The organism is Croceitalea sp. W27, assembly GCF_055693185.1.
Genome location: NZ_CM146327.1, coordinates 2,840,703 through 2,857,864 on the forward strand (window position 1 = coordinate 2,840,703; position 17,162 = coordinate 2,857,864).

The window sequence follows — 17,162 nt, forward strand, 5'->3', positions numbered from 1 at the left end:
TTAGTGACAAAAGTTAATGAAATATGACAATACAAAGTTGTCTTTTCTTAAATTGAAAAACATAATGTAATGCGATGCCATCACTTTTTAATACATCAAGTATTAGGAAATTGTGTGATTAGTATGGATTAAATTAGAAATTCACAACACTATCCAAGGCATCATCAGCCTCTTTATGAATAAAGTTTGACTGATAATTTATTGTAGTCTTTAAGTCACTATGTCTATACAGTTTTTGTAACATTAAAGGATGAATAGAGTCTCCTGCTATATTACCGAAAGTGTGTCGAGCTATATGCATTGTTACTTTCTTTTCAATACCAATCTTTTTAGCTATTACCTTTAGATTATTATTTAATTTACTAGTAGCTACCTTGATTTTATTGTAAATATCTTTTGGGTTACTTAAATCTGCCATTTTCATTTCAGGAAAAACGAAGTCGTCGTTGCCGTTCTTTTCGATTTCATAACATTTGAGAATTGCCAAAGCCTTAACTGGAATTTTAAGTGAAACGATTTTATTATTCTTTCCCATTCGATAATGCAGCCGACCATCATGAATCATTGACCATTTTGTAAACAATACGTCTGATATTCTCATACCAGCAAAGTAGAAACTATATAACCATACATCAAGCGAGTGTCGTTCAATTTCAGTGAGATTGTCGATAGTTTCAAATATTAGAATTTCTTTCTTGCTCAGACCAATCTTATGTGTGTCAGGAAATTTAATTTTAAAACCACCTTTTCCGAATGGATATATATCCTTACTGACTACCTTGTCTACTACTGCGCGATTATACAACAAGCGAATAAGAACGAAGACATTGAGTGCTGATGTTTCTGACAATGCTCTCGAGCCAACAAGATAGGTGTAGAATTTTTTGAGCCATCGCCCATTAATATCTTGAAATTTCAAATTTTTGGACTTATGAAAAGCCCAGATGTAGGTAGTTAAGGCAGTATCTGTCGTAAGTCGGTTAATCTTTTTTTCTGCCTCTATGGTTTCCAAATGCTCCTTGGCATAGTCAAACAAAGTTAGACTTGAAGCAGGTTTGTAAATATTCCTTTTAATTTGTCCTGCAGATAAATCAGTATTCTCACTTTGGAGATTCATCAACCCTTTGCGCACTTGAGATAATTTTGAAGATAATAGGTTGTTCAGATTATCTGCATCTGGATTGGACTTTTTGACTTTCAGATTTTTGTCATCCCAATCTTCGAGGTCTATATAATGACCGATATGCTTATAGGAGGAACGACGATTTTTTGTAATACGAATTGCTAAAGGATATAAACCCTTAGAATTCTTTTTCTTTCGAAGAACGATTTGTGCGCTTGCTGACATAGTTGACCTGTTTAAATTTCGAAAGTCAAATCAGGCACAACACTCAGTAAAATCTTTTTTAAAGATATAAATTTAAAATGATTTTTGGGTACAACATAGGTACAACAAATGTTGAAATCAACTGATATTAAATGACTTTAAATAAAATTGAAAGAAGCATAACTCATTGATATTGAGATAATTTATGTTTCTTTGGTGCAATATAGAAAAGACTTAGGATCTAGTGCCGCGAGGTGTGAGAGTTCGAGTCTCTCCGCCCGCACAAAACGGAAGCTTCTTGGAAACGAGGGGCTTTTTTATTGCATATAAACTGATTCGGGTTATTAGATTAGTATAAAAAGTTGAATGGAATCCAATTGAATAAAAAAAGCCTCTCTTAACTAAGAGAGGCTTTTCCACTAAACACGTAATAACTTAAATTGTTTTTGGTTAATAAGTCATCATATCAAGCCTACTAAGGCTAGTAAAGTTCCAATTGCTGTAATGGCCAAAACGCCATTTAGCGCAATAATTAGTAGTGATAGATACGAATCTACCCCATTTTTAAATGATAAATTTTCCATAATAAAACCTACTTAAATTATGATTCATATTCAAGTTAGGTCTAATTACTACCTAAAGGATTGAAGTTGTTGTAAAATCCTACATTTTTGTGGTAAAAGTCTTAATATTTGTGGTCAAGTAAGTTTTAAACCAAAAATATTGATGGCTGCATTTATAATATTCCCAATAATTCTAGAGCAATACATACAGGTATTGCTATTAAAATTGCGACTAAAGCGAAAATCATTAATCGCAGAAAGCCGTCTAAAAGACCAGTTCCCGTTGATGCTTTTTCTGACATAATCATATAGTTTGTATCAATGTACATAATTATTCAGTACACTGTCTTAAAAATCAGCCTCTTATTCGATAAAAGGCTTGGTTTTATATGTGTTTGGTCAAGATTTTGAATTGTATTTCTACTTTTTAGCGCCCCTCATTTTCTTTGCCAAATCTTCTAAAGATACTCCTTTGGTCTCAGGCATCATGAAAATGACAAATAGTAGTTGTAGTATCATCATCGTAGAGAAGAAAATAAAAATAGGCCAAGGATTTTCTTTAAAAATACCTATCTCACTATCTAAAAAGGTTGGGGTCAATAAGGTTATTAGGGCCGCGAATACCCAGTGCGTGCCAGTGCCCCAAGATTGCCCATAGGCCCTAACTTTATTGGGGAAGATTTCAGAAATAAACACCCAAATTACAGCACCTTGGCCAACGGCATGTGAGGCTATAAAAACCAAAATAAATATTAAAAGTAGTAAAGAACTTGCCCCGCTGTAAAAACACCAGCCTACCATGGCCAAACTTAAAATATAACCTATTGAACCGATGTACATAAGTTGCTTTCTGCCCAGTTTGTCAATTAGGGCAATACCGATGAAGGTGAAAATCAGGTTGATAACACCTATGGAAATAGAACTCAACAGTGATTCGCCAGAGGCTAGACCTGCCCGTTCTAGAATTTCGGGAGCATAGTACAGTACAAAGTTAATACCAGATAATTGATTAAAGAGGGCTATTAGAAAGGCTAGTAGTAAAGGTTTATTATACTTTCCTGCAAAGAGTTTTTCTTTTTGATTGGAAATAGAAGTCTCAAGCGATTTTTTCAATTCTGAGAGCCGCGCCATTGCAAGGTCTTTTTCAATACCAAGATTATGCAGGGCATTTAATATAGTGGAATCTTCACTTTCTTTTAAGGCCAGCCATCTTGGGCTATTTGGTATTTTTAGCACCATAATGGTATAAATAAGTGCGGGTAAGCCTTCAATGCCCAGCATCCAACGCCATGCATTATCTGGGGTAAAAAGTAGACCGATGAGGTAGTTTGAGATAAAGGCAATTAGTATTCCAAACACGATATTGAACTGGTACATGGCCGTAAGTCGACCACGATTACTAGCTTTAGAAATTTCTGAAATATAAATTGGAGCGGCTACCGAAGAGGCACCAACCCCAACCCCACCTATAAATCTAAAAAACGAAAAACTATAAGGTTCTACAGCTAGAGCTGAACCCACTGCTGACAGAAAATAGAGTATGCCTATCCAAAGTAAGGTTTTTTTACGCCCAATTTTATCACAAGGAATACCTCCGAACAAAGAACCCAATACGGTTCCCCAAAGGGCCATTGACATAATAAAAATACCGTGGAAAGTAAACGGAGTTTCTCCTAAAAACCAGTTCGTACCCCATAATTCTTTTATAGGTTGGTTGGCGCCACTGATTACAACGGTATCAAAACCAAATAGAAAACCTGCTAATGCCGCGGTAAGCGAAATTCTTAAAATACGTTTATCCATGGTTGGTTTTAATTTGTTTAAATCTAGGAAAAATTAAATTCTTGAATTAATATGGTTCAAGAACTTGATGGTAGCTCCGGTATTGCTACTTACATACTTTGAATTAATTTTACCTGTAGATTTCATTAGGCTTTCATTGGTCAGCAAGCTATTGATGGTCTTAAGAAATTCTACTTCGTTTTTTATGGATAGAATGCCTCCGCTGTTGACCAAATCCTCAGCTTCTTTAAAACCACTATAATTTGGGCCAATGATTATTGGTATTCCAAATACGGCAGGTTCCAAGGTATTGTGAAGTCCGGTTTTGAAACCACCCCCAACGTATGCCATATCAGCATAACTATAGATTTTTGTGAGTAGCCCAATTGTATCAATAATTAACACGTCGTAATTCTCTAAAGGCTTACTTGCTCTCTGAGAATAGCAGGCAGTTTTTTTGGTAAGACGTTCTGTTAAACTTTTTAAGTGCTCATTTTTAATATCATGTGGTGCTATTACAAACTTGATGTTTTCTGCAGAAGTGTTTATGAAATCGGCAATGATTTTTTCATCTTCGGGCCAACTGCTTCCGACAACAACGCAAAACTTATTTTGCTTAAAAGCATTCATGAAGTCAAGTTCGTTGTTTTGATCGAGAATTTCAGATACCCTATCAAATCGTGTGTCACCACTAACGGTAACATTATTGAAACCGATTGAATTTAGAGCTTTTTTTGAGTTTGAATCTTGCACAAAGAAGTGGTCAAACGCTTTTAAGCTTTTTCGCATAAAGCTACCATACCATTTAAAGAAGACCTGCTTTTTAGAAAATAATGCAGACGCTAAAAATGTGGGCACTTTATTTTTCTTTAAGGTATTTAGATAATTTGGCCAAATTTCATACTTGATAAATATGGCCATTTTTGGATTGACCAGTTTGATAAATCTTTTAGCATTGGTAATGGTGTCCAAAGGAAGATAGGTGACAATATCTGCAAAGGGAGTGTTCTTTTTTACTTCATAGCCTGATGGGGAGAAAAATGTTAGTAACAGTTTATAGTTTGGATAAAGCCTTTTAAGCTTTTGAAGAATAGGAAGACCTTGTTCGTATTCACCAAGAGACGCTACATGCATCCAAATGACTTTGTCCTTAGAGGTGATGGAACCACTTAAATCTGAAAAGACATTTTTACGACCATCTACAAAAAGTTTAATTTTTGGTTTTATCAATGCTATCAGTTTTAGAAAAAACCAAGCTATACGAACCAAAAAGGAATACAAGGCGTGCACAAAAATAAGTTTGTGCTAAAATACATTTCTTATGGCAATGAAGATTTGCAGTGGCTTAATTTCTTAATTTTGTGGTCTAATTCGTTTAGATGAAAAAAATTCAGATGGTAGACCTTGGCGGTCAATACCAAGGAATAAAAGACCAGGTAAATTCATCAATATCAAATATCTTAGAATCTTCTGCATTTATAAATGGCCCAGAGGTTCACGCTTTTCAAAAAGAACTGGAAGATTATCTTGAGGTAAAGCATGTAATTCCATGTGCCAATGGTACGGATGCCTTACAGATATGTATGATGGGCTTGGGTTTAAAGCCAGGTGATGAAGTCATTACTGCAGATTTTACATTTGCAGCCACTGTTGAAGTAATCGCTTTGTTGCAATTGACTCCAGTTTTAGTAGATGTAGAGCCAGATACTTTCAATATTTCTATCGATGCCATAGAAAAAGCCATTACACCCAAAACCAAGGCAATTGTTCCAGTGCATTTGTTTGGTCAGTGCGCAGATATGGATGCCATTATGGATTTGGCCAAAAAACATAACCTTTTTGTTATCGAAGATAATGCCCAAGGTATTGGTGCAAAACATACGTTTAAAGATGGCACAAAAAGAATGTCCGGTACCATAGGTCATGTGGCTTCTACTTCTTTTTTCCCCTCAAAAAATTTGGGTTGTTACGGTGATGGTGGCGCAATATTTACAAACGATGATGATTTAGCCCATACCATCCGAGGTATTGTAAATCATGGGATGTACAAACGATACCATCATGATGTTGTTGGCGTAAATTCTAGATTAGATTCAATTCAGGCTGCAGTTTTAAGGGCAAAGCTTCCGAAATTGAATAGTTATAACGCTAAAAGGCGAAACGCTGCTAGAAAATATTCAGAAGCCTTTAAGAATCAAGAACATATTGTAGTGCCCAAAACTGTTAATGGTTGTGATGGTATTTGTGATACCTGTGATTGTCATGTGTTTCATCAGTATACCCTAAAAATCACGAATGGTAAAAGGGATGCCTTAGTGCAACATTTAAATGATAATGGAGTGCCATGCGGTGTATACTATCCTATTCCATTGCATAGTCAAAAAGCCTATGTTGATGAGCGTTATATCGAAGCCAACTTTGCTGTAACGAATCAATTGGTTGAAGAAGTTATTTCTTTACCGATGCATACGGAGTTGGATGATGAGCAGATAGGCTATATTACGGCTATGATTATCGAGTTTGTAAATAAATAGTAAGTTAAAATTATAACTTTAGTTCCTTGTAAAAATAGTATATGAAGATTCTTGTCACCGGAGGTTTAGGTTTTATAGGTTCGCACACTGTGGTTGAACTGCAAAGAGAAGGCTTTGATGTTGTGATAATAGATAACCTTTCCAACGCCGAGGAAAAAGTATTGGATGGAATTGTAAACATTACTGGCAAAAAGCCTGTTTTTGAGCAATTTGACCTTAGAGATAAATCAAAGGTTGAAAATTTCTTTTCACGACATACAGATATTGAGGGAGTTATTCATTTTGCAGCGTCAAAAGCTGTTGGTGAAAGCGTTGAGAAACCCTTGTTGTACTATGAAAATAATTTAGGTGTTTTAACCTATTTGCTCCAAGAACTCTCCAAAAAGGGAAAAGCTAGTTTGATATTCAGTTCTTCTTGTACGGTTTATGGTCAAGCAGATAGTATGCCTATTACAGAGGATGCTCCTATAAAACCAGCTGAATCACCTTATGGAAACACAAAACAGGTTGGTGAAGAGATTATTAGAGATACTTGTAAGGTCACGCCACATTTATCGGCTATAGCACTTCGCTATTTTAATCCAATAGGTGCTCACCCAAGTGTTGAGATAGGCGAATTGCCCGTAGGTGTGCCACAAAATCTAGTTCCATTTATTACCCAAACAGGTATTGGTATGCGAGAGCAATTATCGGTATATGGTGATGATTACCCTACGGAAGACGGAACATGTATCAGAGATTATATTCATGTTGTTGACTTGGCCAAGGCGCATGTTGCGGCTTTGCGGCGTTTGGTCAAGGACGAAAATGGAGAAAATTATGAAGTCTTCAATCTTGGTACAGGTACAGGGAGTTCCGTTTTAGATGTTATCAAGAGCTTTGAGCGTGTTTCGGGTAGAAAATTGAATTATAAAGTGGTCTCGAGAAGAGAAGGTGACGTAATAGAGGCATATGCCGATACTCAAAAAGCAAATACTGTCTTAGGCTGGAAAGCGCAATCGACCTTAGATGAAGCAATGAAATCTGCATGGGACTGGGAGCAGAAAATCAGGAACTGATAAAAACACATTTATTAGGAATGGCCCAACTTATTAGTTGGGCTATTTTATTTTAGTACTTTTAAAAGACTAAAATTAGACCAACCAATCATGAAAAAATTTCTTCTACTTATTTCAATTTTCTCTTGCTTAACATTAGTAGCCCAAAAAACATATTTGCAATGCGGAACGGTTATAGATATGTCCAACGGAAAAATGCTTTCTCAAAAGACAATAATTGTTTCAGGTAATATCATTGAAGCAGTTGAAGATGGATTTGTTAAAGGAGGAAGTAATGATACAGTCGTAGATTTAAAGGATAAGGTTGTTTTACCCGGATTGATAGATATGCATGTGCATATGGAGTCGGAGTATAACAAGGGAAGTTATATGAAGGAGTTTACGCTAAATGAAGCTGATGTGGCCCTGGAGAGTACGGTTTATGCAAAAAGGACTTTAATGGCAGGCTTTACCACCGTAAGAGATTTAGGTGGAACGGGAGTTAATATTTCACTTAGAAATGCCATTAACAAAGGATTGGTAGATGGCCCTAGAATTTTTACATCAGGAATGGCCCTGGCTACCACGGGAGGCCATGCTGACCCCACAAACGGTAGAAGAAAAGAGCTAATGGGTGACCCTGGTCCAAAAGAGGGAGTAGTCAATTCACCAGAAGATGGCAAAAAAGCGGTTAGACAACGCTATAAAAATGGGGCGGATGTAATTAAGATTACGGCAACCGGTGGTGTGCTTAGCGTTGCTAAAAGCGGGCATAACCCACAATTTACTTTGGAAGAAATTCAAGCAATAACTAGCACTGCAAAAAATTATGGTATGTCCGTAGCAGCACATGCACATGGTGATGAAGGCATGAAATTGGCTGTTCTGGGCGGTGTAAATACCATTGAACACGGGTCTTTTATGAGTGAAGAAACTATGGCATTGATGGTTAAGTACAACTGTTACTTAATACCAACAATAAGTGCTGGCAAACAGGTCGCCGAGAAAGCAAAACAACCAGGTTTCTTTCCGCCTGTTGTGGCTCGTAAAGCATTGGAAATTGGACCAATTCACCAGTCGACCATGGCCAAGGCATATAAGAAAGGGGTCCCCATGGGATTCGGTACCGATGCCGGGGTTTTTCCACATGGAAAAAACGCCATTGAGTTTGGCTATTTATTGGAAGCGGGTATTCCTGTCAAAGAGTCTTTAAAGGCAGCAACCATTACCAATGCAAAACTGCTCGGGATTGATAATTTAGGCCAGTTAAGGAAAGGATTTTTAGCTGATATTATTGCGGTAAATGAAAACCCTGTTGAAAATGTAAAAACGCTAGAAGAAGTTGTTTTTGTAATGAAGGATGGAAAAATATACAAACAATAGGGAGTTATAAGCCATTATGGATCTTAATCCAGAAAATACAGGGCAATTGTTGAGTGGAGCCATCGAAAATGGGCTTTACGATGAATTAGTGCAACAACTACGGAAAGATTTTGAGCATGTGAACATCGCTTTTTCAATAGTGAACGACGTAGATTCAGGTGCCTTGGAAACAACTTTAAAAGAAAAAATCTATGTATTGCTATTGGAAGATTTTGAAGGCTATTTAAACCTAATGTATTCCATTGATGTGCCAGAAGCTTCCTTCGCTACTATAAAACCCACTGATGCTGTGGATGTATCGGAGCAAGTAGTTTTTCTAGTCTTAAAAAGAATATATCAAAAGGTCTATTTCAAAAGAATTTATAGTAAAAAAAGTTAGAAAAACACTCGAACAAAAGGCATCCAGGCATCCAAGTAAATGCTTCTATTCTCATCGTATAATACGTCATAACGAAGACCTATCGTGACATTTCTATTGGTGTATCCGAGACCGAAGAATAGGGCTGGAGACCAATAATTATCCTCAAAAGTCGTAGCTCCTACCTGTTGGCTAAGGTTAACACGTAGTTGCTCATATTCAGCGGAGATTTGTAGAAATGGCACGGGATTGTATAGCGCTAAAGCGCTCGCCCCATAGGCCAAACGTTTATCATTATCGAATTTGGCATAATTAAAGGTAAATGAGGTTCCCGCCGCAAACTGTTCATTAAATTGGTAAATGGCACTAGGGGAAACCGAAGCGTTAAACCCACCATTGTTAAGGCCAAAACCCAGTCCGCCACCAAAACGTACGTTCCTCCAAAAATCATTGGAATTAGTTGATGTTTGGGCAATGGTATGTTGCACTAAAGTGCTAATGAAAAGTAAAAAAAGAACTTTTTTTAAGGCCATTTTAAGAGAATTTGTTTTAAACTTTCATTTTTAACAATAATACCTTTTCTTGCTCCGTTAGCTGCTGTAAATATTGTATTTTTGATAAAATTTATGCTAAAGATACAGAAAGTAATTCATGGATAAATATTCCTTTTTGAATGCAGTGCATACTTCCTTTTTTTCGGAGATGTACGACAAGTATTTAGTAAGCCCGGATAGTGTTGAGCCCAGTTGGAGGGCTTTTTTTCAAGGTTTTGATTTTGGTATGGAAAGCTCATTGGATGAGCTTGATATAAGACCTACTGAAAATGCAGGGTCTGCCTTAATCAATGGGCAACAAGTAGAAATTCCGCAATCATTACAAAAAGAATTCAATGTTATTCGTTTAATTGACGGATATCGCTCGCGCGGGCATTTATTTACGGAAACTAACCCGGTAAGGGAAAGACGCAAATACGAGCCAAATCTTGATGTGACCAATTTCGGGCTCTCTCAAGAGGATATGGATACCGTATTTGATGCCGGCAGTATCATCGGTATTGGTGCGAGCAGTCTTAAGGATATTATAAAACATTTAGAAAGTATTTATTGTGATGCAATAGGGGTGGAGTACATGTATATTCGTACTCCAGACCGCATTCAATGGATTCAGGACTGGTTGAATGTGAATGACAATCATCCGAGCTACTCAGCCGATGAAAAGAAAAATATCCTTAGAAAGCTAAATGAGGCTGTTTCTTTTGAAAGTTTTTTGCATACCAAATATGTAGGGCAAAAACGTTTTTCATTAGAAGGCGGAGAGTCTCTAATTCCTGCCTTGGATATGATTATAGAAAAAGCAGCAGATGCCGGTGTAAAACAGGTGGTCATGGGTATGGCGCACCGAGGCCGTTTGAGCGTATTAACGAATATTTTCGGAAAATCACCAAAAGATATTTTTAGTGAGTTTGATGGTAAAGATTATGAAGAGACCATTTTTGATGGTGATGTAAAATATCATTTGGGTTGGACATCTATGCGAGAAACAGATTCTGGTAAGATGATGAACATGAATATAGCTCCAAATCCATCGCACTTAGAAACGGTCAATGGAATCGTTGAGGGTATCGCTCGAGCAAAACAAGACGCCTCTCATCAAGATAATAATTCAGAAGTTTTACCGATTCTTGTTCACGGAGATGCAGCTTTTGCAGGGCAAGGCGTGGTTTATGAAATTATTCAAATGGCTCGTTTAGATGGGTATCAAACCGGGGGTACCATACATATCGTGGTAAACAACCAAATCGGTTTTACGACAAACTATCTAGATGCACGCTCATCTACCTATTGTACAGATATCGGAAAGGTAACCCTTTCCCCAGTACTTCATGTAAATGCTGATGATGCCGAGGCCGTTGTTCATGCGGCAACATTTGCTTTGGAATATAGAATGCGTTTTAAGCGTGATGTATTTTTAGATTTATTGGGATATCGAAAATATGGACACAATGAAGGTGATGAGCCTAAATTTACACAACCATTATTGTATAAATCTATTTCTAAACATCAGAACCCAAGAGACATTTATGCGCAAAAGTTAATTGCGGAAGGTGTTATCGATGAGGCATATGTTAAGAATCTGGAACAGGAATATAAAAAGAATCTTGAAGAAGATTTGATGGATTCCCGTAAAATAGAGAAGACACGAATAACGCCATTTATGCAAGATGAGTGGGAAGGTTTCAAGCGCATGGAAGAAGATGCTATGCTGAAGCCGATAAAAACTTCCTATTCTCTTAAAAAAATGGATAAGGTAGCTGCCAGTATTACCAAACTGCCAGAAGGTAAAAAGTTCTTGAGAAAACTAGAACGTTTGGTGCAGGGGCGTCACAAAATGTACTTTGAGGACAATAAGTTAGACTGGGCTATGGGAGAACTGTTGGCCTACGGCTCACTTATTGAAGAAGGGTATGATGTGCGTATGAGCGGTCAAGATGTTGAACGCGGTACTTTTTCGCATAGACATGCGGTTATAAAAACCGAAATGCATGAAGAGGAAGTGACTCTATTGAACGAGTTAGGCGACCAACAAAACGGTAAATTCCATATCTATAATTCTTTATTGTCAGAGTATGCGGTAATGGCCTTTGATTATGGTTATGCCATGGCAAACCCAAAAACATTAACTATCTGGGAAGCTCAATTTGGTGATTTTAGCAACGGAGCCCAAATTGTTATCGATCAATATTTATCATCTGCCGAAGATAAATGGAAGCTTCAGAACGGATTGGTCCTATTATTGCCTCATGGTTATGAAGGTCAGGGTGCAGAGCATTCATCGGCACGTATGGAACGCTATTTACAGCTATGTGCCAAGGATAATATGTATGTGGCCGATGTCACTACCCCAGCAAATATGTTTCATTTGTTGCGAAGACAAATGAAAGCTGAATTCAGAAAGCCACTAGTTGTGTTTACTCCGAAGAGTTTGCTGAGGCACCCAAAAGTGGTTTCTACAAAAGAAGAATTGGCAAACGGTAGTTTTAAAGAATTGATTGATGACCCAACGGCTACTGCGGGCAAAACCAAAACTTTGGTGTTATGTACAGGGAAATTTTATTATGATTTGCTTGCCGAAAAAGAAGAGTCTAAAAGAGATGATGTTGCGCTGGTTAGATTAGAGCAGTTGTTCCCGATACCAGTAGCAGCTTTACAAAAGGTGATTAAAAAGTATAATAAAGCGGAAGAAATAGTTTGGGCCCAAGAAGAACCTAGAAATATGGGGGCTTGGGGCCATTTATTAATGCATTTAGAAGAAGCAAAAGACTTTAGGGTAGCTTCTAGAAGATTTTACGGTGCGCCTGCGGCAGGTAGTGCCGTTCGTTCAAAACGTAGACATCAAGAAGTAATAGATTACGTTTTTGACAAAACAAAAGATAATTTTGTAAGAAAAAAATAAACAAACTCGAAATAAAGGAAAGTAAGATGATTTTAGAAATGAAAGTTCCCTCACCGGGAGAGTCTATAACCGAAGTAGAGATTGCAGAGTGGCTAGTACAAGATGGAGATTATGTAGAGAAAGACCAAGCTATCGCTGAGGTAGATTCAGATAAAGCAACTTTAGAACTCCCTGCGGAAGAAAGTGGTACCATAACACTTAAAGCAGAAGAGGGTGACGCCGTAGCCGTTGGTGAAGTAGTTTGTTTAATTGATACAAGTGCTGAAAAGCCTGCAGGTGATGCAAAAACCGAAACTAAAGCTGAGCCAAAGAAAGAAGAACCTAAGAAAGAGGCCCCGAAAGCTGTAGAAGCAAAAAAAGAGACCTATGCTTCAGGCACACCTTCTCCGGCTGCCAAGAAAATATTGGATGAAAAGGGGGTGTCCGCTTCATCGGTTTCTGGTTCAGGGCGTGACGGTCGAATTACCAAAGAAGATGCGGTAAAAGCTGTTCCTTCAATGGGCACGCCAACAGGTGGTAATAGAGGAGAGTCTCGTTCAAAGCTATCTATGCTCCGTAGAAAAGTAGCCGAACGTTTGGTGTCTGCAAAAAATGAGACAGCAATGTTGACGACCTTTAATGAGGTTGATATGTCGCCGATTTTTGAACTGCGTAAACAATATAAAGAAACCTTTAAAGGTAAGCATGGGGTCAGTTTAGGCTTTATGTCATTTTTTACTAAGGCTGTCGTTCGAGCATTAGAAATGTATCCAGCAGTGAATTCTATGATCGACGGTAAAGAAATGATTTCCTATGATTTTTGTGATATCAGTATTGCCGTATCCGGACCTAAAGGTTTAATGGTTCCTGTGATTAGAAATGCAGAGAACTTAACGTTTAGAGGTATTGAGGCAGAGGTGAAAAGACTGGCCATTCGTGCTAGGGAAGGTGAGATTACGGTTGATGAAATGACCGGAGGTACATTCACAATTACTAACGGTGGTGTTTTTGGTTCTATGTTGTCAACGCCAATTATTAACCCTCCTCAGAGTGCAATTCTAGGTATGCACAATATTGTGGAGCGCCCAATCGCTAAAGATGGCGCCATTGCAATCGCGCCAATCATGTATGTTGCCCTTTCTTATGATCATAGAATAATTGATGGTAAAGAGTCCGTAGGGTTTTTAGTGGCGGTAAAGGAAGCTTTGGAAAGTCCGGAAGAGTTGTTGATGAATGGTAACGTTGAAAAGGCTTTGGAGTTATAAAGGCTAAGAAATTAGTACTAAAAAAGGGTTTTGTTTTTTAATGAAACCCTTTTTATTTCATCTTTAGATAAAGACGCTTTTTATCGTAGTCGATAATCGCTTTTCCTTTTTTAAGAATATCTGCCCCTATAATACCATCTACAGGTAAGGCTTTATGAGCAGTTAGGGCTTCGTTTACATGCACAAGATCAAAAAGTACGATCTTCTGTTTTTTCTTTTTCCAAGTGCCAAGCTGTACTTTGTTTTTATTAGAAACCAATGTTTCCATTTCGGTGGCTCCGGCTCCGGCGGCCTTAACTTCTGTAGCCTCTGATATTAAATGGAAGAATTCAATTTTGTCCATTCCTATACAAGTATTGGATGCACCGGTATCCAAAATAAAACGACCGGAAACGCCATTGATTTTCGCAGAAACTTCAAAATGATTAGTAGCAGTTAGTACTAAAGGTATGCGTGTGTATTTTTTTGTTTCTAAATATTTTTTAAGTGATTTCATCTAAGCAATTCTGTTCTTGAAAATTTTACCCAATCTTTTTTATTTTCTCAATTCTATATGGCAGGGATCTAAGATTTTAAATTAAATACTGCCATGGGCTTTCATAAAGATAAACCTATTTTTGCGATATGATTTTAACGGACACCCACACCCATTTATATAGCGAGGCTTTTGATGAAGATAGACATGAGGCTATAGCGAGGGCAATTGATATAGGGGTAAATCGTTTTTTTATTCCGGCGATAGATTCATCATATACCCAAGCGATGTATGATTTGGAAAAAGCTTATCCAGAGAATGTGTTTTTAATGATGGGTTTGCATCCTACACATGTAAAAGAAAACTATAAAGAAGAAATAAGGCATGTGGAGGAGCAGTTATCAGAAAGGCAATTCTATGCAGTTGGCGAAATAGGTATTGATCTGTATTGGGATAAGACGTTTTTAAAGCAACAACAAGAAGCTTTTGCTTATCAAATACAGTTGGCAAAAAAGTATAGGCTTCCTATCGTGATTCACTGTCGCGATGCTTTCGACGAGATTTTTGAAGTCTTGGAACAAGAGCAGGGAGCTGATTTATTTGGGATTTTCCATTGCTTTACGGGTACATTAGAACAGGCCCACAAAGCAATTTCTTATGGCATGAAGTTGGGTATCGGTGGAGTAGCTACTTTTAAAAATGGAAAGATCCACCAATTTTTAAATCAAATCGATTTAAAACATATTGTTCTTGAGACTGATTCACCTTATCTGGCGCCGGTTCCCTACAGAGGGAAACGAAATGAAAGTGCCTACCTTATAGAAGTATTGCAAAAATTGGCTTTAATTTACGATCTGAGCAAGACGGATATTGCCAATAGAACCACTGCCAATTCTAAGGAAGTGTTTGGAGTTTAAATAAAAGTAATGCAGAAAAAGGTAAACATATTATTGATTTATACCGGTGGTACCATTGGTATGGTGAAAGACTACAAGACCGGTTCTTTAAAAGCTTTTAATTTTGACAAGCTATTAAAGCATATACCAGAACTGGCCCAATTAGACTGCAACATAAGTAGCGTCTCATTTAAAACCCCAATTGATTCTTCAAATATGAATCTTAAGTACTGGGTAGCTATTGCTTCTATAATAGAAGAAAATTATGATAGTCATGATGGTTTTGTGGTATTGCACGGAAGTGATACGATGAGTTACTCCGCTTCTGCTTTAAGCTTTATGTTAGAGAACTTGACCAAACCGGTAATTTTCACGGGATCACAATTGCCCATTGGAGATTTAAGAACAGACGCCAAAGAAAATTTAATAACATCAATCCAAATTGCCTCTTTACAAGAAAGAAATAGACCGGTAATACGAGAAGTAGGGTTATATTTTGAGTACAAACTTTATAGGGGGAACCGAACCACGAAAATTAACGCAGAACATTTTGAGGCTTTTAGCTCTCCCAATTATCCAGAACTTGCAGAATCTGGAGTCAACTTAAAGGTGAATTCTACTTTTTTACTAGACCTGAAAGGAAACAGGAAAAAATTGAAGGTGCACAAAACAATGAGCAATCAGGTTGGGGCACTAAAGCTGTTTCCAGGAATTAGTGAATCGGTTTTAGATGCAGTTCTTTCAAGCGAAAACCTAAAGGTCTTAGTGGTAGAAACCTATGGTGCAGGTAATGCGCCAACCGACGAATGGTTTATTGCTAAGTTGAAAAAAGCAATAAGCAGCGGTTTGCATGTAATCAACATAACACAATGTGCAGGGGGTAGTGTTGTAATGGGTCATTATGAAACAAGTGAAATGCTAAAAAAGATTCAACTCGTTAATGGTAAGGACATTACATTTGAGGCGGCAATTACGAAAGCGATGTATCTTTTGGGCAGTGGTGTTTCCGATAAGTTGTTCAAGACTATTTTTGAGACTTCTTTACGAGGGGAAATGCAGTAAAATTAACTCCTCAAATTTCTTTAACTAATTATTTTTTTGTTTATTGGGCGACCTAACTATGAAATGAGCCGTGACGGTTTAAGATGTTGGATAAATTGAAAATGATGAATTACATCCGACCGTTAAAAAGTAGTTTTAATAACGGATGAATCATAGAGAGGTGGCCGAGTGGTCGAAGGCGCACGCCTGGAAAGTGTGTATACACCAAAAGTGTATCGAGGGTTCGAATCCCTTCCTCTCTGCTGAACAATTAATTTTTTAATTATTAAATTTTTATATCTTTAACATTATTAACTAACTAAATTTAAGTTTGAACACGATGAAAAAAATATCCTCTTCTCTGGCTATTGCCGGAATGTTTATTTTAGGTACAACAACAGCCATGGCTCAAGAAGAAGCTGCTGCTGAAGCAAGCAAAGGTTTTACTCAAGTATTGAAAGAACAGTTCATACAAGGTGGACCAGCTTTTATGGGTATCGTATTATTATGTTTAATTTTAGGTTTGGCAGTTGCAATTGAGCGTATTATATACCTTAATATGGCAAGTACCAATTCTTCTAAATTAAAACAACAAGTTGAAGATGCATTAGCGTCAGGTGGTGTTGAAGCTGCCAAAGAAGTTTGTAGAAATACAAAAGGGCCTGTTGCATCTATCTTTTACCAAGGATTGGATAGGGTTGGTGAAGGACTGGAGTCTGCCGAAAAAGCTGTTGTAGCTTACGGTGGAGTTCAAATGGGTCAATTAGAAAAGAACGTGTCTTGGTTATCTTTATTTATCGCTATTGCACCGATGCTTGGTTTCATGGGTACGGTAATTGGTATGATTCAGGCTTTCCAGAAGATTGCTGCTGTAGGTAACTTAAGCGCATCACTGATTGCAGGTGATATTCAGGTAGCCTTATTGACTACTGTATTTGGTCTGATTACTGCAATTATCCTTCAAATTTTTTACAACTACATTATTGCTAAAATCGATGGTATCGTAAATGATATGGAAGACTCATCAATCTCTTTGATTGATATGTTGGCTGCCCATAAAAAATAATTG

15 protein-coding genes and 1 tRNA gene are annotated in these 17,162 nt (G+C 37.4%); 10 read left to right on the top strand and 6 right to left on the bottom strand.

The features are described from left to right. Nucleotides 1-133 precede the first annotated feature (133 nt). The 4 genes from ACZ1GR_RS12890 to ACZ1GR_RS12905 all read right to left on the bottom strand — a co-directional run bounded on the left by ACZ1GR_RS12890 (nucleotide 134) and on the right by ACZ1GR_RS12905 (nucleotide 4,902). Nucleotides 134-1,348: a phage integrase SAM-like domain-containing protein gene (locus ACZ1GR_RS12890; protein ID WP_472609371.1), complete on the bottom strand. Its 1,215-nt coding sequence runs from the start codon at nucleotides 1,346-1,348 to the stop codon at nucleotides 134-136. A gap of 440 nt (nucleotides 1,349-1,788) precedes the next feature. Beyond that, nucleotides 1,789-1,911, bottom strand: coding sequence for a hypothetical protein (locus ACZ1GR_RS12895; protein WP_377768077.1), 123 nt, complete (start codon nucleotides 1,909-1,911; stop codon nucleotides 1,789-1,791). Between the two features lie 399 nt (nucleotides 1,912-2,310). Next, the gene (locus ACZ1GR_RS12900; RefSeq protein ID WP_472609372.1) at nucleotides 2,311-3,693 is read right to left on the bottom strand and encodes a sugar porter family MFS transporter; all 1,383 of its coding nucleotides are present in this window, start codon (nucleotides 3,691-3,693) and stop codon (nucleotides 2,311-2,313) included. A 33-nt stretch (nucleotides 3,694-3,726) separates the two neighbouring features. After that, nucleotides 3,727-4,902 (bottom strand): 3-deoxy-D-manno-octulosonic acid transferase, encoded by a 1,176-nt coding sequence (locus ACZ1GR_RS12905; protein WP_472609373.1) that lies wholly within the window; start codon nucleotides 4,900-4,902, stop codon nucleotides 3,727-3,729. Between the two features lie 149 nt (nucleotides 4,903-5,051). Here ACZ1GR_RS12905 and ACZ1GR_RS12910 point away from each other — a divergent pair, with 149 nt between their 5' ends. The 4 genes from ACZ1GR_RS12910 to ACZ1GR_RS12925 all read left to right on the top strand — a co-directional run bounded on the left by ACZ1GR_RS12910 (nucleotide 5,052) and on the right by ACZ1GR_RS12925 (nucleotide 9,005). Further along, a complete protein-coding gene (locus tag ACZ1GR_RS12910; protein ID WP_472609374.1) occupies nucleotides 5,052-6,206 on the top strand; it encodes a DegT/DnrJ/EryC1/StrS family aminotransferase in 1,155 nt (384 codons plus the stop codon). Nucleotides 6,207-6,247: 41 nt separating this feature from the next. Beyond that, nucleotides 6,248-7,264, top strand: coding sequence for a UDP-glucose 4-epimerase GalE (gene galE / locus ACZ1GR_RS12915; RefSeq protein WP_472609375.1), 1,017 nt, complete (start codon nucleotides 6,248-6,250; stop codon nucleotides 7,262-7,264). A gap of 90 nt (nucleotides 7,265-7,354) precedes the next feature. Beyond that, nucleotides 7,355-8,626: a metal-dependent hydrolase family protein gene (locus ACZ1GR_RS12920; RefSeq protein WP_472609376.1), complete on the top strand. Its 1,272-nt coding sequence runs from the start codon at nucleotides 7,355-7,357 to the stop codon at nucleotides 8,624-8,626. 16 nt (nucleotides 8,627-8,642) lie between these two features. After that, nucleotides 8,643-9,005 carry a hypothetical protein gene (locus ACZ1GR_RS12925; protein ID WP_472609377.1) on the top strand — a complete coding sequence of 121 codons (363 nt, stop codon included), beginning with the start codon at nucleotides 8,643-8,645 and terminating at the stop codon, nucleotides 9,003-9,005. On the opposite strand, the gene ACZ1GR_RS12930 is transcribed toward ACZ1GR_RS12925, so the two are convergent. Continuing rightward, the gene (locus tag ACZ1GR_RS12930; RefSeq protein ID WP_472609378.1) at nucleotides 9,002-9,517 is read right to left on the bottom strand and encodes an alpha-ketoglutarate decarboxylase; all 516 of its coding nucleotides are present in this window, start codon (nucleotides 9,515-9,517) and stop codon (nucleotides 9,002-9,004) included. The genes ACZ1GR_RS12925 and ACZ1GR_RS12930 overlap by 4 nt on opposite strands. A 118-nt stretch (nucleotides 9,518-9,635) precedes the next feature. Between ACZ1GR_RS12930 and ACZ1GR_RS12935 the strand changes: the two genes are divergently transcribed. Next, nucleotides 9,636-12,437: a 2-oxoglutarate dehydrogenase E1 component gene (locus ACZ1GR_RS12935; protein ID WP_472609379.1), complete on the top strand. Its 2,802-nt coding sequence runs from the start codon at nucleotides 9,636-9,638 to the stop codon at nucleotides 12,435-12,437. 26 nt (nucleotides 12,438-12,463) lie between these two features. Further along, nucleotides 12,464-13,681 carry a 2-oxoglutarate dehydrogenase complex dihydrolipoyllysine-residue succinyltransferase gene (gene odhB, locus ACZ1GR_RS12940; RefSeq protein WP_472609380.1) on the top strand — a complete coding sequence of 406 codons (1,218 nt, stop codon included), beginning with the start codon at nucleotides 12,464-12,466 and terminating at the stop codon, nucleotides 13,679-13,681. A gap of 52 nt (nucleotides 13,682-13,733) precedes the next feature. Here odhB and ACZ1GR_RS12945 read toward each other — a convergent pair whose 3' ends face one another. Then, on the bottom strand, nucleotides 13,734-14,177 hold the full coding sequence (locus ACZ1GR_RS12945) for a retropepsin-like aspartic protease (RefSeq protein WP_472609381.1): 444 nt from the start codon (nucleotides 14,175-14,177) through the stop codon (nucleotides 13,734-13,736). A gap of 128 nt (nucleotides 14,178-14,305) precedes the next feature. Here ACZ1GR_RS12945 and ACZ1GR_RS12950 point away from each other — a divergent pair, with 128 nt between their 5' ends. The 4 genes from ACZ1GR_RS12950 (at nucleotide 14,306) to ACZ1GR_RS12965 (ending at nucleotide 17,159) form a co-directional block, all read left to right on the top strand. Continuing rightward, nucleotides 14,306-15,073, top strand: coding sequence for a TatD family hydrolase (locus ACZ1GR_RS12950; RefSeq protein WP_472609382.1), 768 nt, complete (start codon nucleotides 14,306-14,308; stop codon nucleotides 15,071-15,073). A 9-nt stretch (nucleotides 15,074-15,082) separates the two neighbouring features. Further along, nucleotides 15,083-16,114 (top strand): asparaginase, encoded by a 1,032-nt coding sequence (locus ACZ1GR_RS12955; protein WP_472609383.1) that lies wholly within the window; start codon nucleotides 15,083-15,085, stop codon nucleotides 16,112-16,114. A 154-nt stretch (nucleotides 16,115-16,268) separates the two neighbouring features. Beyond that, nucleotides 16,269-16,356 (top strand) — tRNA-Ser (locus ACZ1GR_RS12960). Nucleotides 16,357-16,433: 77 nt separating this feature from the next. Further along, a complete protein-coding gene (locus tag ACZ1GR_RS12965; RefSeq protein WP_377768091.1) occupies nucleotides 16,434-17,159 on the top strand; it encodes a MotA/TolQ/ExbB proton channel family protein in 726 nt (241 codons plus the stop codon). Nucleotides 17,160-17,162: the final 3 nt, after the last annotated feature.